18 protein-coding genes and 1 pseudogene are annotated in these 20,595 nt (G+C 64.3%); 11 read left to right on the top strand and 8 right to left on the bottom strand.

Annotated elements, in window-relative coordinates:
* Positions 1–27: 27 nt before the first annotated feature.
* Positions 28–1,734, bottom strand: a complete 1,707-nt coding sequence (locus LPA44_RS00095) for a flippase activity-associated protein Agl23 (protein WP_230887568.1) — start codon at positions 1,732–1,734, stop codon at positions 28–30.
* A 98-nt stretch (positions 1,735–1,832) separates the two neighbouring features.
* Here LPA44_RS00095 and ribH point away from each other — a divergent pair, with 98 nt between their 5' ends.
* On the top strand, positions 1,833–2,234 hold the full coding sequence (gene ribH / locus LPA44_RS00090) for a 6,7-dimethyl-8-ribityllumazine synthase (protein ID WP_230887567.1): 402 nt from the start codon (positions 1,833–1,835) through the stop codon (positions 2,232–2,234).
* 1 nt (position 2,235) lies between these two features.
* Positions 2,236–3,378, top strand: a complete 1,143-nt coding sequence (locus LPA44_RS00085) for a pyridoxal phosphate-dependent aminotransferase (RefSeq protein WP_230887566.1) — start codon at positions 2,236–2,238, stop codon at positions 3,376–3,378.
* Between the two features lie 28 nt (positions 3,379–3,406).
* Here LPA44_RS00085 and LPA44_RS00080 read toward each other — a convergent pair whose 3' ends face one another.
* The 3 genes from LPA44_RS00080 to LPA44_RS00070 form a co-directional block, all read right to left on the bottom strand.
* On the bottom strand, positions 3,407–4,660 hold the full coding sequence (locus LPA44_RS00080) for a Glu/Leu/Phe/Val family dehydrogenase (protein WP_230887565.1): 1,254 nt from the start codon (positions 4,658–4,660) through the stop codon (positions 3,407–3,409).
* A gap of 65 nt (positions 4,661–4,725) precedes the next feature.
* On the bottom strand, positions 4,726–5,592 hold the full coding sequence (locus tag LPA44_RS00075; RefSeq protein WP_230887564.1) for an HpcH/HpaI aldolase/citrate lyase family protein: 867 nt from the start codon (positions 5,590–5,592) through the stop codon (positions 4,726–4,728).
* Positions 5,593–5,622: 30 nt separating this feature from the next.
* Positions 5,623–6,927, bottom strand: coding sequence for a PGF-CTERM sorting domain-containing protein (locus tag LPA44_RS00070; protein ID WP_230887563.1), 1,305 nt, complete (start codon positions 6,925–6,927; stop codon positions 5,623–5,625).
* A 110-nt stretch (positions 6,928–7,037) separates the two neighbouring features.
* Here LPA44_RS00070 and LPA44_RS00065 point away from each other — a divergent pair, with 110 nt between their 5' ends.
* Together LPA44_RS00065 and LPA44_RS00060 are read left to right on the top strand one after the other, a co-directional pair.
* Positions 7,038–7,502 carry a MaoC family dehydratase gene (locus tag LPA44_RS00065; RefSeq protein ID WP_230887562.1) on the top strand — a complete coding sequence of 155 codons (465 nt, stop codon included), beginning with the start codon at positions 7,038–7,040 and terminating at the stop codon, positions 7,500–7,502.
* 2 nt (positions 7,503–7,504) lie between these two features.
* Positions 7,505–7,915 (top strand): DoxX family membrane protein, encoded by a 411-nt coding sequence (locus LPA44_RS00060; protein WP_230887561.1) that lies wholly within the window; start codon positions 7,505–7,507, stop codon positions 7,913–7,915.
* Positions 7,916–7,918: 3 nt separating this feature from the next.
* On the opposite strand, the gene LPA44_RS00055 is transcribed toward LPA44_RS00060, so the two are convergent.
* Positions 7,919–8,776 carry a mechanosensitive ion channel family protein gene (locus LPA44_RS00055; RefSeq protein ID WP_230887560.1) on the bottom strand — a complete coding sequence of 286 codons (858 nt, stop codon included), beginning with the start codon at positions 8,774–8,776 and terminating at the stop codon, positions 7,919–7,921.
* 85 nt (positions 8,777–8,861) lie between these two features.
* Between LPA44_RS00055 and LPA44_RS00050 the strand changes: the two genes are divergently transcribed.
* Positions 8,862–9,236 carry a CBS domain-containing protein gene (locus tag LPA44_RS00050; protein WP_230887559.1) on the top strand — a complete coding sequence of 125 codons (375 nt, stop codon included), beginning with the start codon at positions 8,862–8,864 and terminating at the stop codon, positions 9,234–9,236.
* 21 nt (positions 9,237–9,257) lie between these two features.
* Here the strand turns inward: LPA44_RS00050 and LPA44_RS00045 are convergent, their stop codons facing one another.
* On the bottom strand, positions 9,258–11,033 hold the full coding sequence (locus LPA44_RS00045) for an acyl-CoA carboxylase subunit beta (protein WP_230887558.1): 1,776 nt from the start codon (positions 11,031–11,033) through the stop codon (positions 9,258–9,260).
* A gap of 377 nt (positions 11,034–11,410) precedes the next feature.
* On the opposite strand from LPA44_RS00045, the gene LPA44_RS18185 reads away from it, so the two are divergent.
* Together LPA44_RS18185 and LPA44_RS00035 are read left to right on the top strand one after the other, a co-directional pair.
* Positions 11,411–12,553 (top strand): calcium-binding protein, encoded by a 1,143-nt coding sequence (locus LPA44_RS18185; RefSeq protein ID WP_230887557.1) that lies wholly within the window; start codon positions 11,411–11,413, stop codon positions 12,551–12,553.
* Positions 12,550–15,000, top strand: a complete 2,451-nt coding sequence (locus LPA44_RS00035) for a right-handed parallel beta-helix repeat-containing protein (RefSeq protein ID WP_230887556.1) — start codon at positions 12,550–12,552, stop codon at positions 14,998–15,000. The genes LPA44_RS18185 and LPA44_RS00035 overlap by 4 nt, the downstream gene beginning before the upstream one ends.
* On the opposite strand, the gene LPA44_RS00030 is transcribed toward LPA44_RS00035, so the two are convergent.
* A complete protein-coding gene (locus tag LPA44_RS00030; RefSeq protein ID WP_230887555.1) occupies positions 15,001–15,792 on the bottom strand; it encodes a TrmB family transcriptional regulator in 792 nt (263 codons plus the stop codon).
* 371 nt (positions 15,793–16,163) lie between these two features.
* Between LPA44_RS00030 and LPA44_RS00025 the strand changes: the two genes are divergently transcribed.
* Positions 16,164–16,976, top strand: coding sequence for a TrmB family transcriptional regulator (locus LPA44_RS00025; RefSeq protein ID WP_230887554.1), 813 nt, complete (start codon positions 16,164–16,166; stop codon positions 16,974–16,976).
* Positions 16,977–17,000: 24 nt separating this feature from the next.
* Here the strand turns inward: LPA44_RS00025 and LPA44_RS00020 are convergent, their stop codons facing one another.
* On the bottom strand, positions 17,001–17,315 hold the full coding sequence (locus LPA44_RS00020; protein WP_230887553.1) for a hypothetical protein: 315 nt from the start codon (positions 17,313–17,315) through the stop codon (positions 17,001–17,003).
* Positions 17,316–17,524: 209 nt separating this feature from the next.
* Between LPA44_RS00020 and LPA44_RS00015 the strand changes: the two genes are divergently transcribed.
* The 3 genes and pseudogenes from LPA44_RS00015 to LPA44_RS00005 all read left to right on the top strand — a co-directional run.
* The gene (locus tag LPA44_RS00015) at positions 17,525–18,742 is read left to right on the top strand and encodes an RNA-guided endonuclease InsQ/TnpB family protein (protein WP_230887552.1); all 1,218 of its coding nucleotides are present in this window, start codon (positions 17,525–17,527) and stop codon (positions 18,740–18,742) included.
* A 330-nt stretch (positions 18,743–19,072) separates the two neighbouring features.
* On the top strand, positions 19,073–20,083 hold the full coding sequence (locus LPA44_RS00010) for a tyrosine-type recombinase/integrase (RefSeq protein ID WP_230887551.1): 1,011 nt from the start codon (positions 19,073–19,075) through the stop codon (positions 20,081–20,083).
* Between the two features lie 113 nt (positions 20,084–20,196).
* Positions 20,197–20,595, top strand: a pseudogene (locus tag LPA44_RS00005) (IS66 family transposase); the annotation flags it as partial.

Genomic DNA, 20,595 nt, shown 5'->3' with positions numbered 1-20,595 from the left:
GAACCGATGGAGTGTACACGACCGTGGTTACTCGGGTTCGGCGAAGCCCGGTGTACCGGTGTCCACGAAGACGACGATTATCGTGTTCGTCGCCGTGAGTTCGTACGTCCACCCCTCGTACTCGGGGCCGAGGCGCTCGCGGACGTCCTGGTAGTGTTTCGCCTGCGTCACGACGACCGGCGCGTCCGTGGTCTTGACGCTGACCGTCTTGTTCCCGGCGACCGTCGGTTTGGACAGTCGCGTCGTGGAGTCGGTCACCGCGCCCGCGCGTTCCGTGTACCACGGGAGCGGGAGTCGATTGGACCAGTTCGTCTCCGCGGCGCTAACTGGGTCCACGACGCCGTACTCGCTCGCGACGTGGAAGTGGCTGCCGTAGTAGAGCACGTCCGTGCCTTCGTTCTCGGGGGCGATGCGCTCGATTCGGTCGAGCGTCGCGCGCATGTCGCTGCCGGGCTGGCCGTATTGGACGAGTACGTTATCCTCGTCCTGGGGCATCAGGTACGACGTTTCCGCGGTTACGGCCCCCATCTGCCCGGCGACCGCGAGCAATACGAGCGCGGCGAGCGCGACGCCAATACGGTCGTCGCTCCGGTAGGCTGACCGGCCGCGGTCCACGACTACGCGCACGCCGACGGCTGCGGGAATTGCCAGCGGAACCACCGCGTGCACGACCGACCAGTGTCCGGAGATGTCCGTAATCGCGGGGTAGACGACGACCGACGCGACCGCCCAGTAGCCCGCGAACAGCACGAGGTCACGGGGTTCGTCGGCGACGTAGCGCTCCGCGAGGAAGCCGACGACTGCGGCAGCGACGAGCATCAGGGACGCCGCGCCGAGCGTCCGTAGCGCGTCCGCGAGGAACGCGACGTAGCTGTGTTGACGGGAGGCGCTGCCGCTGACGCCCCATGTGCTCCAGAACTCCGCCCACGCGCCGGCCGTCCCCGCAGCGATGACGCCCGGTAGTTGCGTCGGGTTCGTGAACGCCGCGTAGAACTCTGGCCGGGGTGCGTAGAAGACGACGACCATGACAAGGAACGCGAGCGCGCCGCCCGCGATGGCGCGCCGCCACGCGAGCAGGCCGCTCCCGACGCGCTGGAGGTTCTCGTGGAGCACGCGCTCCCAGGATTCGTCGCGCTTGCGGGCCGTGAACAGTTGTTCGTCCAGCAGGAGTGCGCTCGCGCCGACGAACATCGCGACGTAGACGAGCGCGTTCTCCTTGGTCGTGAACGCGAGTCCGAGCATCGCGCCGGCGGCGACGAGGTAGCCGCCGCGCCGGGTGTCGAGCGCGCGTACCGCGAGGCCGAGCGCGGCGACGCTGAACGCCGCGACGAGCACGTCGCTGCGCATGAACCGCGAGTAGTAGACGAGCACGGGATTGAGCGCGAGCAGTGCGGCCAGCGCCGTGACTTCCACGTCGTCGAGGCGCGTACGGAACAGCCACGCCGTCACGGGGAGGAGTGCGCCGACGACCGCGACGGGTGCTCGCGCGACGGCGTCATTGGTCCCGAGGACGCTGAACAGCCACTCGTTCACGTGGAAGAGGAACGGCCCGTGGACGATGGCGCGGTACGCCCACTCGCCGGTCGCGGCGTACTGGAGTACCCAGTAGCCGACCCGGGCCTCGTCCCAGTGGAAGATGCGGTCGCCGAGCGCGACGAACCGGAGGGCGAGCGCGGCCAGCACCGCGAGGGCGACCGCGAGCGCCGTAGTTCGGCGGCGTCCGAAGGAGGGCATTTCGTTCGCCAAACGGAACGGGGTGCATACAAACTTGTGGGTTCGCGGGAACTGTCCGTAACGGTAGGCCTTTATCCGCCCCGGGAGACCCAATGAGTATGGTAGAGCTCGGGCTCGTCGTTGCGGAGTTCAACCGCAGCGTCACCGAACAGATGGAGTCGGCGGCCGTGGAGACGGCCGACGACGCGGACGCCAACGTCGTCGAGTTGGTCCGCGTGCCGGGCGCGTACGACGCGCCGCTGGCCGCCGACCGGCTCGCGCGCCGCGACGACGTTGACGCCGTCGCGGTCGTCGGCGCAATCGTCACGGGCGACACCGACCACGACGAGGTCATCGCACACGCGACCGCCCAGAAGCTCACCGACGTCAGCCTCGACCGCGACACGCCGGTGGCGTTCGGCGTCGCCGGGCCGGGGATGTCGGGCGCGGAAGCCCGCGAACGAGTACAGAAGGGAGCGGAAGCCGTAGACAGCGCGATTCACCTCGCGGAGGAACTCTAAGATGGACTTCACCGACAGGGTACGACGAGTAGAACCGAGCGCGACGCTCGCGGTCAGCAACCTCGCGAACGAACTCGAAGCCGAGGGCAAGGACGTCATCGACCTCTCGGTCGGCGAACCCGACTTCGACACGCCGCAGAACGTCAAGGACGCCGCCGAGGACGCCCTCGAAGCCGGTGAAACCGGCTACACGTCCTCGAACGGCATCCCGGAACTGCGGGAGGCCATCGCGGCGAAGCTCCGCGGCGACGGCATCGACTACGAGGCGGGCAACGTCATCGTCACGCCGGGCGCGAAGCAGGCGCTGTTCGAGACGTTCCAGGCGCTCGTCGACGACGGCGACGAGGTCGCGCTGCTGGACCCCGCGTGGGTGTCCTACGAGGCGATGGCGAAAATCGCGGGCGCGGAACTGACTCGCGTGGACCTCTCGCCGCACGACTTCCAATTGGAGCCGGCGCTGGACGAACTCGCCGCCGCGGTGTCGGACGACACCGAACTGCTGGTCGTGAATTCCCCGAGCAACCCCACGGGCTCGGTGTACTCGCGTGAAGCCATGGAGAGCGTCCGTGACCTCGCCGTCGAGCACGACATCACGGTCATCTCGGACGAAATCTACCAGCACATCAACTACGGCCGCGAGCACGTGAGCCTCGCCGCCCTCGACGGGATGTTCGAGCGTACCGTCACCATCAACGGCTTCTCGAAGGCCTACGCGATGACGGGCTGGCGCCTGGGCTACCTCGCGGGGCCCGAAGAACTCATCGACCAGGCGGGGAAGGTGCACTCGCACTCCGTCTCCTCGGCCACGAACTTCGTCCAGCACGGCGGCGTCGAAGCCATCGAGAACACGGACGAAGCGGTCGAGGAGATGGTCGAGGCGTTCGAGTCCCGGAAGGACCGCCTGCTGGAACTGTTCGCCGAGCACGGCACCGACGTCCCGGAGCCGGACGGCGCGTTCTACGTGATGGTCCCGGTGGACGAGGACGACCAGCAGTGGTGCCAGGACGCCCTGAAGGACGCCCACGTCGCGACCGTCCCCGGCAGCGCGTTCGGCACGCCGGGCTACGCGCGCATCTCGTACGCGGCGAGCACCGAACGGCTCGAAGAAGCAGTCGAGCGCCTCGCGGAAGAAGGCTACCTGTAGCGCCGAACGAGCGGCTCTTTTCGAGGAGTTACGGCCAGCTACCGCTGCCTTCGTAGGCGTCGACGACGCGCTGGACGGCGACGACGTACGCGGCCATGCGGAGGCTCGGGAGGTCGTTGGCTTCGTAGGCGTCGATCATCGCGTCGAACGCGTCCGTGATGACGGCTTCCAGTTCCTCGTTGACGCGCTCTTCCGTCCACTGGAAGCGCTGGCGGTTCTGCACCCACTCGAAGTACGAGACGGTGACACCACCGGCGTTCGCGAGGATGTCCGGGACGACGTAGACGCCGCGCTCCGCGAGCACCTCGTCCGCGTCCGGCGTGAGCGGGCCGTTCGCAGCCTCCACGACGACGTCCGCCTCGACGTCGTGCGCGAGGTCGCCGTCGATGGCGTTCTCCAGGGCCGCGGGCACGAGCAGGTCGACATCCAGCGTGAGCAGGTCGTCATTGCCGAACTCCTCGGTCGCGCCGTCGTAGCCGGCGACGCTACCGGTGTCGCGTTTGAACTCCTTGACGTGGCGGGTGTCGAATCCTTCGGGGTTGTAGATGGCGCCCGAGGAGTCCGAGACGGCGACGACGTTCGCGCCGAGGTCTTCGAGGAGCCGCGCGGCGATGGAGCCGGCGTTCCCGTACCCCTGCACGGCGACCGTGGCTTCCTCCATGTCCTTGTCGAGGTAGTCGAAGACCTCGCGAGCGGCGAACATCGTCGAGCGACCGGTCGCCTCGACGCGACCCTTGCTGCCGCCGTTTTCGAGGGCTTTCCCCGTGATGACGCCGGGCGCGGTCGTGTTCTCCAGCTTCTCGTAGGTGTCTTTGATCCAATTCATCTCCCGCTGGCCCGTGTTCACGTCGGGCGCGGGCACGTCCTTGTCCTCGCCGATGAACGGGCGAATCTCCTTGGCGAACGACCGCGTGATGCGCTCGAGTTCGCTCTCGGAGTACTCGCTGGGGTCCAGTTCGATGCCGCCCTTGCCGCCGCCGTAGGGGATGTCGACGACCGCCGTCTTGTACGCCATCCATCCGGAGAGCGCCTTCACTTCGTCGCGGGTGACGCCCGGGTGGTAGCGAATGCCGCCCTTGTACGGGCCGCGGTCGCCGTTGAATTGCGAACGGTACGCGTCGAACGTCTCGATGGTGCCGTCGTCCATCTCCACGGAGAGCGTGAGTTCGAGCACGCGCTCGGGCTGTTTGAGTCGGTCGAGGACGTCCTCTCGGACGTCGAGATACTCGCTCGCGTCGTCGAGTTGTTCCTGCAGGCTCTCGAAGGGATTAGCGTCCGCCATACACCGACCGACTCTGTCGCTCAGCAAAAGCGTGGCGGAACCTGTAATCGTAGTCGTTCGCCCGCTTACTCGTCGGCGTCGCCACCGTCGGCGGCCCGCGCCCGTTCGAGGATGCGTTCGGCCTGCGCCACTAGTGGTGCGTCCACCATCTCGCCGTCCACGCGGTACACCCCGTGACCCGCTTCGTCGGCCTCCTCCTGGGCGTCGAGAACCCGCTTCGCCCACTCCACGTCCTCCGCTGCGGGCGTGAACGCGTCGTTGATGGGGTCGACCTGCGAGGGGTGAATCGCGAGTTTCCCGTCGTAGCCCAACTGCGCCGCGAATTCGGTCTCCTCGGTGAGTCCTTCCGTGTCCTCGATGTCCGTGTAGACGGTGTCGATGGCGTCCACGCCCGCGGCACCCGCAGCGAGCACGACCTGCTCGCGCGCGTGGAGGACCTCGATTCCGTCGTCGGTCCGCGTCGCGCCGACGTCCGCCGCGAGGTCTTCCGCACCGAACACGAGCGCGTCCGTCGGTCCGGCGTCCGCGATTTCTTCGGCGTGCAGGACGCCGCGTGCGGACTCCACGAGCGCCAGCACGGGGACGTCGAACGCGCGCTCGTCGAGCAGCCGGCCGAGCGTCGTCACCTCGTCGGCGGACCGCGCTTTCGGGAGGACGACGGCGTCCAGCCGCGGGTTCTCCCCGGCGAGCACCGTCTCCACGTCGTCACGAGCGCCCGCTCCGATTGGGTTCACGCGCACGCAGACCTCACAGTCTGGGTCGAAGTTGGGGTCCGCGAGCACTGACTGGACGGCGGTCCGCGCCTCCGTCTTCCGCGCGGGAACGACCGCGTCTTCGAGGTCGAAGACGACGACGTCCGCGCCCGTCTCCGGCGCTTTCCGCAGTAACTCCGGCTGGTCGCCCGGCGAAAACAAGACGCTGCGTCGAGCCATGCCGGGGCGTCTCCCCGGCCGCTTGTATGTCTATCGACGCGCGAGCAGCGCGGCCGCGGCGAGCGCGACGACTGCTGCGATGGTGCCGAATCCGGGCGACGTCGACGGCGTCGACTCCGCCGTCGTGGTCGGCGAAGTAGGCGACTCGCTGGTCTCGGTCACGGTCTCGGTGTTCGGCGTCGCGGTCTCGGTCGTCTGGTCGTTCGTCAGCAGGACGAGCGACGCGGTTCCCGTGCCGCCGCTGCTCTGGTGGTTTACGTCCAGCGGCACTTGGTAGATGCCCTCCGAGGGGTTCTGGACGTTCTCGTAGACGACCACCACCTCGTCGCCGTACTGGAGGTCGTAGTTCCCACCGAGGCCGACAGTCAGCGTCTCGCCGTCGTTCGACGCGTCGACGCTGCTGAGGTCGTCGGAGACGTTCACGTCGACGGTGTCGTTGCCCGCGTCGCCGCCGCGGTCGATGCCGATTTTCACCACGTCACCCTGCCCGACCCCGCTGACGTTCGTCCCCGTCCCGCTGTAGTTGACGACGAGCCCGTTCCACGAGTCGCGCGCAGTCTCGTTGTCGACCGTGGCAATCGTCGTGTGCGTCGCATTCATGCTCGGCTCCGCGGGGTCCGCGTTCACGGACGCCCAGGAGACGATGTCGGACGTGTCGTCGCCTCCGTCGCTGCCGTCCGACGTCGTGGTGGTATCGCTCCCACCGAAGTCAGTCGTCGTCGCCGTCGGCGTGGCGGTCGCCGTCTGTGTGCTCGTTGCGGTCGCAGTTGCCGTTTGCGTGGCCGTCGCGGTCGCGGTCGCCGTCTGCGTAGTCGTCGTGTCCGCCGAAATCGAGAGCGTCGCCGTATCCGTCTCGTCGGCGCTCTGGTAGTTCACGTGGAGCGCGACATCGTAGTCGCCGGCCCTCGGGTTCTGGGCGTTCTCGTAGACGACGACGAGCTCGTCGTTCTGCTGGAGGCCGTAGTTCCCACCGAGTCCGACGTCCAGCGTGTGACCGTTGTTATCCGCGCCGGCGCTGCTGAGGTCGTCGGAGACGTCGACGTCGATGGTGTCACCGGGCGCGTCGTTGTCGCGGTCGATACCGATTTTCACCACGTCGTTCTGCCCGACGTTGCTCACGTCGGTCGCCTGGTACTCAACCTGAAAACTCGTCCACGACCCACCGACGGCGTTCCCGTCGACGACTACGCTCGCGGTGTGTGTCGCGGTCGTGTTCGGGTCGTTCGGCGATGCTGCTATCGAGCCACCCGTCGCTGCTGTCGTCACACCGGCGAACACGGCAGCCACGAGAACGACAGCCACCAGTACCTCTGCACGGACGTAGTCCCCTGACATATCCCCAACCTCGCCTGCCGACTGAAAAATGGTGATGGCCATCTCCCGAGTAAAAGCCTGCTGGCCGCGGTTTCGGCGGTTTTAAGGATTGGGGCCGACCCCACTCGCCCATGGCGGGACGCTACTACGAGGAGTTCGACGTCGGCGAAACTATCGAACACGAGAAGCGCCGCACCGTCTCGGAGGCCGACAACCAGCAGTTCTGCGACCTCACGATGAACCAGCAGCCGCTGCACCTCGACGCCGAATTCGCCGCCGACACGCAGTTCGGCGAGCGCGTCGTCAACGGCCTCTACACGCTCAGCCTCGCCGTCGGCCTCACCATCCCGGACACAACCGACGGCACCATCGTCGCGAACCTCTCGTACGACGACGTCGAACACCCCGTGCCGGTGTTCCACGGCGACACGATTCGCGCGCAGTCGACGGTCACCGACAAGCGCGAGACCAGCGACGGCGAGCGCGGTATTGTCACCTTCCACGTCGAGGCGTTCGCCGTGAACCGCGACGACGAGTTGGTCTGCGAGTTCGACCGCACGGCACTCTCGCTGAAGCGCGAACACGCCGAGGACTGACTGTGACTGTCCGCGACCGCGCGGAGCGACTCGCTGCTGGTGCACCCGACTCGGGGACGCTCGCGCGCTGGGGACTGGGCGCGATGCTACTCGCCGCGGGCGTCCACAAACTCCTCGACCCGGGCGCTTGGGCGGTCTACGTCACCGACTGGCTCGCGCCGTGGCTCGTCGTCTCGCCCATGGCGTTCATGCTCGCGAACGGCATGCTCGAAATTGGGTTCGCGGCGCTGTTGTTCGCGGACCGCTACACTGCGTTCGCCGCGCTCGTCGCGATCGTCTCGCTGGCGGTGACCGTCGCGTACCTCGCCGTCGTCTGGGCGACGACCGGACAGTTCGGGGACGTAATCGCGCGGGACGTCGGGCTCGCCGGCCTCGCGCTCGCAGTGCTCGTGGACGCGCTGCAGCGCGAGTAGGACTCAGGGTTCCGCGGGGCGCTCGTGGACGGTGAGTTCGCCGGAGAGCGCGTGCTGGCTGGTCGTCGAGAGGTCCACGTCGGCGGCCGCGAAGCGCTCGGTGACGTCCTGGATGTACTCCGAGCGCGTCACCGAGAAGTCCTCGCGGTCGGGATCGGCAATCCAGAACCGGGACTGCAGGAGCACCGCGGTGTCGTCGAGGTCCGCGACCCGGACGGACGGCTCCGGGTCGTCGAGGATGTCGTCGTGGTCGGCCGCCGCGTCCAGGAGGATGCGGGTCGCGGCGTCAATGTCGTCGCCGTACCCGATGCCGACCGTGTAGGAGATGCGCAGCGTCTCGTTGCTCATCCGGTTCGTCACGGGTTTCGTCGCAAGTTCCGTGTTCGGGACGGTGATGGTCTCGTTGTCAAACGTCTGGATGCGCGTCACGCGGAACCCGATGTCGCTGATGAAGCCCGCCTTGTCCTCCCACTCTATCCAGTCGTCGATGTTGAAGTTCGGGTCCTGAACGATGAACACGCCGGCGACGAAGTTCGAGAGCACGTCCTGTGCAGCGAACCCGACGGCGAGCGTGAGCGCGGCGAAGATGAGCGCCGACCCGCCGAGGAACGCGCCGAACCCCGCCGCCCACGCGCCCGCGGCGACCGCGCCCAGCAGGACGCCGGCGCGCAGCAGTTTCACGACGGTGTTCTCCAGCGTCGGCGCGAGGTCCCAGCGGGCGAACAGCGACTCGACGAGCGGCCGGACGACGAGCCGTCCGAAGACGTAGACGACGAGCGTCACGGCGACGAATTCTGCGACCTGTCCGAGCAGGAGCGCGTACTTCGCGGTCAACTCCGGAACCGACTGCGGGACGACCATACCGACGTATCCGGCGGGCGCGTCATGAACGTTCGTGGCTGCGGACGGGGAAACTGCCTTGGTAGGGGGGTGCGTGGGGTGTCGTATGTCTTCTACCGAGAAGCCCACAGTTGAGGACGTGATGTCCACGCCGCTGGAGACGATTAGCGCCGACGCGACTGTGAAAGAGGCCGCACAGCGGATGCGCGCGAAAGACATCAGCGCGCTCGTCGTGACGACGACGCCGCGCGCGATAATCAGCAGCACCGACGTCCTCGACGCCGTCGCCGACGGACAGGACGTCGCCGAGATGACGGTCGCGGACGTGATGACGACCGAGGTCGAGACCGCCGCGCCCGACCTCTACATGGAGGAGGTCGCCGCGATGATGACGACGTACGGCATCAAACACCTCCCCGTGGTCGACGACGACTACGTCGGCATGATTTCCTCGACCGACGTCACCGCACACATGTCGTAGCGCGCCCGAAACGTCGCTGCCTCAGAGAATCGTGCCGTGTTTCTTCGACGGGCGGTCCTTTTCGACGTCCTCGTAGAACGCGAAGCGGTTCGCGAGTTCTGTCCGGAGTTCCGAGGGCGGGACGATTTCATCGATGACGGTCTCGCTGGCCATTCGGTGGACGTCGATGTCCTCGCGGTACTCCTCGCGGAGCTCCTGCTCGCGTTGCTTTCGTTCTTCGGGGTCGTCGATGTCGTTCAGTTTGTTCGCGTAGACGGCGTTGATGGCGGCTTCCGGGCCCATAATGCCGATTTCGCCGGAGGGGAGCGCGATAGTGGCTTCGGGGTCGTAGGCCGGGCCGCTCATGGCGTAGATGCCCGCGCCGTAGGCCTTCCGTACGACCACGGACTGCTTCGGGACGGTGGCCTCGCTGGTCGCGTAAATCATCTTCTTGCCCTTCTCCAGGATGGCGTCCTTCTCAACCTGCGAGCCCGCCATGAAGCCAGGGGTGTCGCAGAGGTAGAGTAACGGAATGTTGTACGCGTCGGACTTCCAGACGAACTCCGCTGCCTTCTCGGCGGCGTCCGGGAAGATGGCGCCCGCGCGCTCGGCGGGCTGGTTCGCGACGATACCCACGGTGCGACCGTCAATGCGGGCGTACCCCGTGAGAATCTCCTTGCCGTACTCGGGCTTGAGTTCGAAGAAGGAGTCGCCGTCAACCACGCGCTCGATAAGGTCGTGCATGTCGTACGCGCGGTTCGGGGACTTGGGAATCAGGCCGTCGATGCCCTCGGTGGGTTTCGCGGGCTGCTGCGCGGGCTGGCTCGGCGGCTTCTCGTCGCTGTTGTCGGGGAGGTACTGAATCAGGTCCGAGACGAGTTCGCGGGCGTGCTCCTCGTCGCGGGCGACGAGGTCCGCGCTCCCGGACTGGCGGGCGTGCACCTCGGGGCCACCCAGTTCCTGCATCTCGATTTCCTCGCCGGTCACCATCTTCACCATCCGGGGGCTGGCGATGGCCATCGCGGACATTCCCTTGACCATCACGGTGAAGTCCGCGAACACGGGCGTGTACGCGGCGCCGGCGATGCACGGGCCGTACAGCACGCAAATCTGGGGGACGCGTCCGGAGAGCCGGGAGTGGTTGAAGTAGTACTTTCCGATGCCCTCGCGGTTGGCGAAGAACCCGGACTGCTCGTCGATGCGGCCGCCCGAGGAGTCCATCAGGTACAGCACCGGCTGGCCGGTCTTGAGCGCGCGCTGCTGCATCCGGAGAAACTTTTCGACGCCGCGTTCGGCCATCGACCCCGCCTTTACCGTGAAGTCGTTGGCCATGAAGTGGACGTCTCGGCCCTCGAAGTCCGCCGCCCCTGTGATGAGGCCGTCCGCCGGGAGGCGGCTGTCGGGGTCGGCGTCGTCGACGTCCGGGCTGTTCGGGTGCCAGGAATCGAAGTTGGCGAACTTCCCGTCCTCGAACAGGAGGTCGCCCGTACCATCCCCACCGTCCTCGCCGAACCAGAGGTCGAGGCGGTCGCGCACGAACAGTTTGTCCTGCTCACTCAGGCGTTCTTTGTACTTCTCGGGGCCGCCTTCGAGGATGTCCTCGATTTCCTCGCGGAGCCGTTCCTCGCGTTCGGTGGGCCCGAGGTCGCGTTCCTCGGGTTCGTCGCTCGTGGAGCGCTCGAGCGGGGCGTGGGTGGCTGCGGGCTCGTCGGCCTCGCCGAGGTACACCTCGACCTCGTCGGCGACGTGTTCGGCGAGCGCGGCGGCGACCGCCTGCGCCTCCTCGTCGGTCGCGCCAGCACCGATTCGTACCTTCATGGTCTTTCGTGAGTCGTAGGGCGGCAAACCGTTTTCTCTTCGACGGCCACAAAGATTACGTCCTATTGTAGAGAACAAATTTCACATGGGACCCGTTGAACTGCTGCTGGCGCTACTGTTCGCCGCGGTGTTCGCTGTGTTCGCGTACCTGCTCCCACAGGTGTATGAGACGCTCCACCGGTAGCGACGCCGCTCGCGCCATAAGGCCACTCTGAACACTACCGCCAGCAGTCACGCCCCTACGATTGACATCCTCCCCGCGCTAAAAGACGGAGTTCTCCTTGACTCCCCGTAACCCAAGACGGCGGCTGGACTGTTCTCGTACCCGGGGTAGACTCACCACTATATTCAAGTGCGTTACACCAAGACAGAGGTACGTGTCTCGGTGCTCAGCTCCGCGCGTCGCCGTGGTCGCCGTCATCGTTGCTCTCCTGGCGACGAGCCCGGCGACGGCGCTTGTGACTGGCGCCGTTGACGCCACTACGGTCGACTCTGGCGTCCTCTCGGTCGACGTGACCGGCGCGGGCGCGGCGACCGAACGGGATGACGTCTACTACGTGTGGGCTGACGAACCCGCGACCGTGCAAGTGACCGTCGGTGACTACCTCAACGACTCCGACTCCTACTACGCCGACTACGACGTCCGGCTGACCGAAACCCGGGAAGCCAGCTACAACGAGCCACTCGACACCTCACTAGATGTGACGACGGTGACGCTTGGCGAACTGGCGACGATCGACGCCGCCCTCACGCTCAAACCCCGTGAACAGGACCTCGAACCGGGCCGACACACGTTGTACGCGACGATGTACAGTTCACGGAGCGGCGATAGTTCGCGCCGCGACGACCGGGCAATTACGGTCCACGTCATCAACAAGGGCGGCGATCTTGACGCCGACGGGCTCTCGAACACCAACGAACTCACGCTGGGCACCGACTTCCGCGATGCCGACACGGACGGCGACGAACTTGAAGACGGCTACGAGGTCCACCAGTTCGACTCCGATCCGACCGATCGCGACACGGACGACGACGGTATTCGCGACGATGAGGAGGTCCGCGCGGGCACGGACTACGGAGACGCGGATACGGACGCCGATAGCCTTGATGACCGGTCCGAACTCGCAGCCAACACGTCCGCTATCGAGGCTGACGCGGACCTCGACGGACTTCCGGATCCGCTTGAAGTCAAACTCGGCACCGACCCCGAGGACCGCGATACGGACGGCGACGGGCTCACCGACCTGACCGAGTTCCGCGACACGGGAACAGACCCGTTGGACGCGGACACGGATGACGACGGCATCGAAGACGCCATAGAACTACGACGGTACGGCTCCAATCCGACTGCGACTGACTCGGATGCCGACAGGATTCCGGACGGCGAGGAAGTGTTGCGTGGCATGGACCCGACGACGCCGAATGACGACGCGAAGAACTCAGCGGTTACGGGCGGTACTGGAGCGTTCGATTGGTCGGTACATTACCCGTTGGGACGGCTCCTAACCGTACTCACATGACGTCAGGAAAGGTTCTCCTCGGCGCAATCGTGGTTATCGGCGTGGTTGCTACCGGTGTTGCGGCGAGCGCTGTCGTGCCAGCGGCGGCCGCGGAGGCGACGCCGACGTACGTCGAGAGTAACGTGACCGAGAACACGACGTGGACGGCCGATGATGGCCCGTACTACGTCGGCCGCGACCTGACAGTTGCTGGCGACGTGACGCTCACTGTCGAATCCGGTACGCGGGTCAACGTCGGCGAGGAGGTCACGATAACCGTCGAGGGTAGTCTGGTCGCAGCCGGGACCGCGGCCAACCCGATTCAGTTCACGACCGCGGATGCGTCCTCGGACGCGGGTACGTGGCAGACCATCGAGTACGCTGGTGACGGTGACTCGACACTGCGGCTGACACACACCGTCGTCGAACACGGCACGACCGCGGTTACGGCGACCTCCAGCGAGGGTTCGATTCGGCTCGCCGACTCGACGGTTCGTGAGCACGTCCGCGACGGGATGGCCATCACGACGCGGGACGGGTCGCCGTCGATTCGGGTTGTGGACGCCCGGTTCACCGACGTTGGACGCACGGGCATAGCGTTCGAGGTTCCCGAGACCAACCCGTATGTGGACGCAGTCCGGAACGTGCGAATCTCCGGTACCACCTTTGCGAATACCGGTACGAACGGCGTTCGCGTGCGTACCCGGCAGATTTCGAACATCAGACTCACCGACGTTACCGTCGCCGGCGTCTCGGGTGCTGGCGTGGTGTTTGAGATTGAGTCGACAGACGCGCGGCCACAGGCCACGAACGAGCATCGCGTTGAGGACGTGACACTCCGACGCGTCGGAATCGAGAGCGTGGGCGGTGACGGCGTCGTGTTCCGTGGCGGCGCGCTCAACGAGGTCGACGTAGTAAACAGCGAGGTCCGGGACGCGTCCGGAAGCGGCTTCCACGTGGAGGGGGCGACCGACGCCGACCGCGTGCGCTTCGCGCGAAACACGGTCGTCGATTCCCGGAACGGGCTTCGGATCGGGCTGCGACGGACGACCGGCGGCATCCAGTACGTCACGTTCACCGTCGAGAACAACGAGTTTGTGCGCAACGACCGGTACGGTGTCGACGCCACCGCGGAGTACGTCTTTGTGGATGACTTCGATGTGCAGAACAACACCTTCGCCGAAAACGGCGATGGCGGCGTGACGTTCGCAACTCAGCAAGTCGACAACACGATGTTTGCGGACAACGTCGTGCGGGCGAACGGTGGCTCGGGGATCGCCGTATCCGCGGTCCGCGTACGCGGCGTGACTGCCCTCCGAAACCGCTTCGTTGGGAATGCCGATGACGGGCTCTCCGTTCAGGCGAGCGATATTCTCGGCGGGGTGACCGTTGGATTCAACGAGGCGCTCGACAACGATGAGTTCGGTGTTGATGTCGCGGGTCAGATCGCGGGTACGACTACCGAAATCCATAACAACACCATCGCGGCGAACGCGAACGGCGTGCGTGTTACCGGTCCGACGCCGGCACGGCTGGCGAACAACGCCGTCGTGTTGAACACTGCCGACAGCGAGCGGGCCGACGGCGGCAGTGACGCCGCTGCGACCGGCGTGATTGTCAATAATGCGCCGAACGTCGAACTCATCTACAACGATATCTACGGCCACATCGTCGGCCTGCGTAGCTCTCTCGACAGGGGAACCGTGGTCGCGGAGCACAACTACTGGGGTTCCGAGTCTGGCCCCTACCACGAGACGCTTAACCCCGGCGGTGCGGGCGACGCGGTCGTCACTGACGGTGGGAAGGCCGACCCGATGCCGTTCGCGAGCGAGCCGTTCGGCCCGCGCTACGAGCGCCCGATTGCGGTCCTCGCTGCCAACGAGACGACTGTTCGGTCCGGCGAGTCGATCGAGTTCTCGGGGCGGCAGTCTACCGACGATGGCGCTATCGCGCTCTATGACTTCACTATCGACGACGAGCGGCGGTCCGGTGTGGCGCCGACATACGTGACCGCGTTCGAGGAGCCCGGGACGTACGAGGTCTCGCTCGTCGTCGAGGACGAACTGGGCGTCCGCAGCCTCAATGACGCGGCCGTGAACGTCACCGTTGAGCCCGCGCAACAGCCAACACAGCGGACGTCAGCAGGATCGACCGTGTCCACCGCACCCGGCTCTAGTGACGGAGGAGGCGACTCGCTGCTGGCGAGCCTGTTCTCGCTGTGGGGCGGGCTAGGGGCTCTGTCCTACGTGCTCGCGCTCGCGCTCGGTGCCTATGGAACGTGGCTCTCCATCGGTGGCCGTGAACCTCCGGTTGGTGTGATGACGATTCACGCGCTCGCCGCGGTCGGCGTACTCACGTGGGCTGTCGCCGGCTTCCTTGGGGGTGGCGCGCTGCTCACGTTCGCCGTCGGCGGCGCTGTCGCATGGGGTGGATTGACCGCAGCCGTACTCACTGTTGCCGCGAGATAGCTAGTTGGAGTCGTCGAGACGCCACGTGAAAATCGCCCGCAGCACGACGACGAGGCTGTTCGACTCTCCGCTTCCCCAGATGGCCGTCTCCGACTCGGGTGTCGTCGGCTGGCCGTTCTCGTTGTCGACGAGCACGCTCACGAGTGTTGTCTCGCCGTCCACCATCATGAGCCGGCCAGCTGGCGTGTCCGACCACATCCACAGCGATTCGAACAGCTCGGCGCCGGGTACCTCCTCCTGGATGCGCTCTTGGACCTCCGGTGACACGCCTGCGAGGTCGATGTCGACGCCGCGGTCCGTGGCAGCTTCGAGAGCGTCGACGACGTCCTTGGTGAGCAATTCCTCGACAGTCATGTAGACGATGCGATCCTCGGCGTTCTCGCAGAACTCCAGTACGCGATCGGTCACTGTCTCCCGGCCGGAGACTGTCCAGACGCCACGCTGTTCGTCCCGCCGCTCGATTGGCTCGATTTCGTCCAGCGCTTCTGTGAGGACGGCCGCACGGTGCTGCCACTCACGTTCGACCTTTCGTCCGGTCGTCTCCGAGGAAATGGCCCAGAACTCCTTGGGCGTGGACTGTTGGACGTCGACGAGCCCGTGGTCGCGGAGTTCGTCGACGGCGTCGTAGACACGCGTTCGGGGCACGTCTGCGACCCGACTGACGTCCTTGGCGGTTCCAGTCCCGAGTCCGACGAGCGCGACGAACGTCCGCGCCGCGTACGTGCTCAAGCCGAACTGTTCGAGCTGTTCGATGGCAACGGCGCGTGCGTTGTCGGATGAATTAGCACTCATGACTGGCCTGCCCGCTCCGGAAACCCCGCCACACGGTGTGGCGAGGCTGGCACGCGGAGTTGTGGTTGGGACACAAACCGATCACGTGCCATCCGTAAAATTTCTCAGCCGACCGTATAATCGTTTTGTGATTAATTGGGTTAACCTAGAGCACAAGCGAATCGAGTGTGAGATTACGGCTCGCTAAACCCTTCGATTTGTCACTGAAGAAATCACAAATAGATTCTAGAGTCGTGGCTATACGGCTTATAGAGTTGCTAACAGGGTGAATAACTGGCATCACTACTGATGATGATAGTGACAACGCCTATCCGTCCTGCAGTGCTATTCGAAGCCAACCCCGGATTCGACCGGACTGCGGGTTGGGACACATGACCAGAAACGAGAACGCCGAAGAGGCCATCGATGTACTCCAAGAACTCGGCTTGAAAGAGTACGAAGCCAAGTGCTTCGTCGGACTGACGCGGGTTCCGACTGGCACGGCGAAAAAGCTCAGTGAAATAACCGACGTACCGCGGACACGAATCTACGATGCGATTCGCGTCCTGGAAGCGCAGGGGCTCGTCGAAATCCAGCACTCCAGTCCTCAGCAGTTCCGCGCTGTCCCGCTGGCGGAGGCCACCGAGACGTTGCGCGACCAGTACGAATCTCGCGTCGAACAGCTTCACGATGCCCTCGAAGCCGTCGAAAGCGTCGAGAGCGACGCGAAATCGTCAGTACAAGAGGTGTGGACGTTAACCGGGCAGACCGCAATTGCGAACCGCACGAACGAGCTCGTCGAGGACGCCGACGACGAAGTCGTGCTCGTCGTTGGCAACGACGAGCTGCTAACCGACGAACTCGTCGAACACCTGAACAGCCTTCCAGACGGTGTTAGCCTGGCTATCGGTGCCGTCTCGGGGTCCGCACAGACCGAGATTCAGGACGCAGTGCCGGAAGCCACGACGTTCACCTCCGGGCTGGAGTGGCTCCGGAGCGAGACCGACGCCGAGCACGACATTGCCGTCGGTCGGCTCATGCTCATCGACCGGTCGTCGTTCCTCGTGAGTTCCATCATGCCCGACACGCACACCGAGCAAGCCATTTTCGGCACCGGCGTCGGGAACGGGCTCGTCGTCGTCGCACGCCGCCTCATGGCGCAGGGACTCGTACCGAGTCGTGACCCAGGACAGGTCGACGGATAACGTCCCGTCCTTGTCAGACTTGAATCAGAGGTCCGTCTGGATGTCGACGATGGTTTTCGCAGTCTCAAAGATGTCGTCGGCAGCCAAGAACGCCTCTACAGAGTCGAAGTCCGCGGGCTCGGTCGGAATCTCGAGCTTGAGCTCGTCGTCGTCCAGCCCGCCTGTAATCCGTGCGAGTGACTGCGTTCCGCCTGCCTGTACATGAATCACCGCGCTCACGGTGTTGTCCTCGACCTGCACGTGTTGGATCTCCAGTGGACCATCCTGACCACCGTCCGCGTAGTGTAACACCGCGGGCACCGTGTCCATCTGAACCAGTTTCGTGCCGAGTGTCGCCATACACGAGTACGCGCCGTACTGCCGGAAAAACGGCGCGGCTCGCGTATCTGCATGGATTCCGGGCATCGGAGAATCGACCCCCCACAATCGGTCAACTTTCAAACTAGGTAGCGAGGCAGATTCCCCGCCCCACCGTGGGCGGGGAGGAAGCCGACACTCGCTGCCACAAATCACTAACTACTAACTATCTTACTCGTCTATTGAAGAACGTGGCGGACGATTACTTGAGACGTACCGCAATCACCCGCCCTATCCTCACCGACAAGCAGAAGCAACTGCTCGACACCACCATCAGCGAGTGGCAAGACGCCTGCAACATCAGCAGCCAAATCGGCTGGCGGACGGGTGAAACGCGGAAAACCTACCTCCAAGACCTCGCCTACGACACGGTGTTGGAGAAGACGCGTCTTGGGAGTCAACACGCAATTCTGGCCGCCCACCAGGCCGCAGCCGCACTCTCTGGCGTCGAGGAACTCGAGGAATTAGACGAGGAGTACAAAACCTCGCGTCCGAATTTCACCGCTGAGACGGTGAAATACGACACGCGGACGATGACGCTGTTCGACGACGAGACAGTCTCACTCGCAACGGTCGATGACCGGATTCGGTGTGACCTCGCGTTGCCGGATGAGGAAGACGGCTACCAATACCAGTACCTCGAAGACGAGGACTGGGAGGTCACCGAATCCACGCTTTCTCGGCGTGATGGCGACTACTACTTGCATCTCGGCTTTCGCAAACAGAAGCCTGAGAAACAGGTCGAACGACAGGGCGACGACGAGGACAGGACAGTTCTTGGCGTTGACCTTGGGATCGTCAACATCGCCACCACCTCGACAGCGTACTTCGCGTCCGGTCGGGAACTCAGGCACCGGCATCGGGAGTTCGAGCGGATTCGCGGCAATCTCCAACAGACCGGCACGCAGTCTGCGCACCGCACGATCCAGCAGATGAGCGGTAGGGAGTCCCGATACGTCCGCGATGTCTTGCATCGTGTGGCCAACGATATCATCGAGGAAGCACTCATTCACGACTGCGAGTACATCGCCGTCGAGAACCTCCGACACATCCGAGAGCGTGCGCCGCCGGTCAAAGAGTTCCATCAGTGGGCGCACCGCCAACTCGTGGATCTCGTCGAGTACAAGGCTGACGCGGAAGGCATCTGTGTAGAGTACGTTGATCCGGAGAACACGAGTCGACGGTGTCCGGAGTGTGGCCACACGAGCAAGGGGAATCGCGTCAGGCAGGCGGAGTTTGAGTGTGAGTCGTGTGATGCAACGGCGAATGCGGACTATGTTGGAGCGAAAAACGTTGGATGGCGGTACGTCCGTCGTGGCCTACAGTCGTCGCGGCGGACGGGCGACAGTCAGCTCGCCCTGAAGTCAGGAGTAGTGACGCCGAACCGGGGATTCGTCCCGTCCCCCTAATTGGGGGTAGAGGCCGAGTTCACTGACAAGCCCCGCGCCACCGTGCGCGGGGCCGTTGACCCTGTAACTTGGTACTGTGGAACCGCTAGATGCACGCAGTAAATTCCAAGGCCGGCTTTAAAACCCGGTGTACGCCGTGATGGGAATGCACGGCGTTACGTGAACCGCCTCGCAGTCAAGTCCCGAGGCACTCGGCCTGCTCCGTCTGTAGAAGAATGGGCGCTGCAGGCTTTAGTTCGACCGTCGAACGAACTCCCTTGCAGGCCATGAGGCGTCCGAATTGAGGGTTCTGACCTGAGCGGCTCTTACTGGATTCGCTGCCAACTGACTATGTCACTCGAACCAATCGACCCTGAAACAGCACTCGACCTCTATCTCACAGACCGTGAGCACGAGGTATCACAAGCAACCATCTACTCGCACAGCTCCCGTCTCGGACACTTCGTCCGCTGGTGTGACCGCGAAGACATCACTAATCTAAACGACTTGACCGGCAGAATACTACACCGATACCGCCTCTGGCGGCGCGAGGAAGGCAATCTGGAACCGGTCACCGAAAAGACGCAGATGGACACGCTCCGAGTCTTCATTCGATGGCTCGAATCAATCGATGGCGTCAGTCCAGATCTCCACACGAAAGTGCTCTCACCGGCTCTGGGTGAAAACGAGAACGTCCGAACGGTAATGCTCGACCCGGATCGAGCAAAAGCAATCCTTAGTTTCCTTGCGAAGTTTGAGTACGCCTCTCGTCCGCACGTCGTCTTGACTTTGTTGTGGCACACGATGATGCGAGTCGGTGCTGCTCGCTCGCTTGATCTCGAAGACTACGACCCCGACGAACAGTATATCCATGTAGTCCATCGCCCCGAGACTGGGACACCGATCAAGAATCAGGAGGGAGGACAGCGCTTCATCGCACTTTCCGAGGAGGTGTGTACGGTTCTCAACGATTGGACCGAAACAACGAGAGAAGACATCACCGAGGAGTCGGGCCGACAACCGTTACTAACGACTGAGGTAGGGCGAGCGCATACAACGACGCTTCGAGGGGACTGCTACCGGTATACTCGCCCCTGCGTGATTGATGCAGCGTGTCCCGAAAAACGAGATATCGAATCATGTCCCGCAACCGCCTATGGAAGTGCATCCAGTTGTCCTACTAGCCGGAGCCCCCACGCGGTTCGGCGAGGTGCAATCACGTATGCGCTGAATCAGGATTGGCCGAAACCCGCGGTCAGTGATCGAGCTAACGTCTCGGAGGGGGTACTTGATCGGCACTATGATCAGCGAACTGAACGCGAAAAGATGGAACAGCGGAGGGAATATCTGAGCCACCTCTGACTTTCTTTTAATGTACGTGTTTAGCCCCAGATCGGTTTCGGTAGTCTCTCGTAGGGGCCGTGAAACAAATAACGTAGATCGATGCAACAGGCGAGTGAGTGCACCCTGGAGGGATGGTCTCCGATCCGGAGACCATCCCGTCTCGTCTGTTCATGACCTCCTCGGAGCCGACCAAAGAAGAAATCCTCGACCGTCTTGCTGCGCTTGAAGAAGAAAACGAAAAGCTCCGAAAGGAGAACAAGCGCCTTAGAGCAAAGCTCAGGTGGTACGAGGGACCGCACACACCACCGAGCAAGGACCAATCGGACCAAGAGGAGTCGTCCTCGTCCCCATCGGACGAGGACGACGAACAGCCACGTACTGACGGTGGCACGCCTGGTCGAAAGCCTGGGCACGACCCGGAATGGCGCGACGCTCCTGACCCTGACCGAGAAATCGAGGTCACCTCTGACTGCTGTCCAGACTGTGGTGAAGTGTTCGACGAGTCGGCGGGCGTCAGCCCCCGACTCGTC

It is taken from the genome of Halobacterium sp. KA-4, from assembly GCF_021028995.1.
Taxonomy (GTDB): Archaea; Halobacteriota; Halobacteria; order Halobacteriales; family Halobacteriaceae; genus Halobacterium.
The sequence above is the reverse complement of the archived record's forward strand: the minus strand, read 5'-3'. Positions and strand labels throughout refer to the sequence as shown.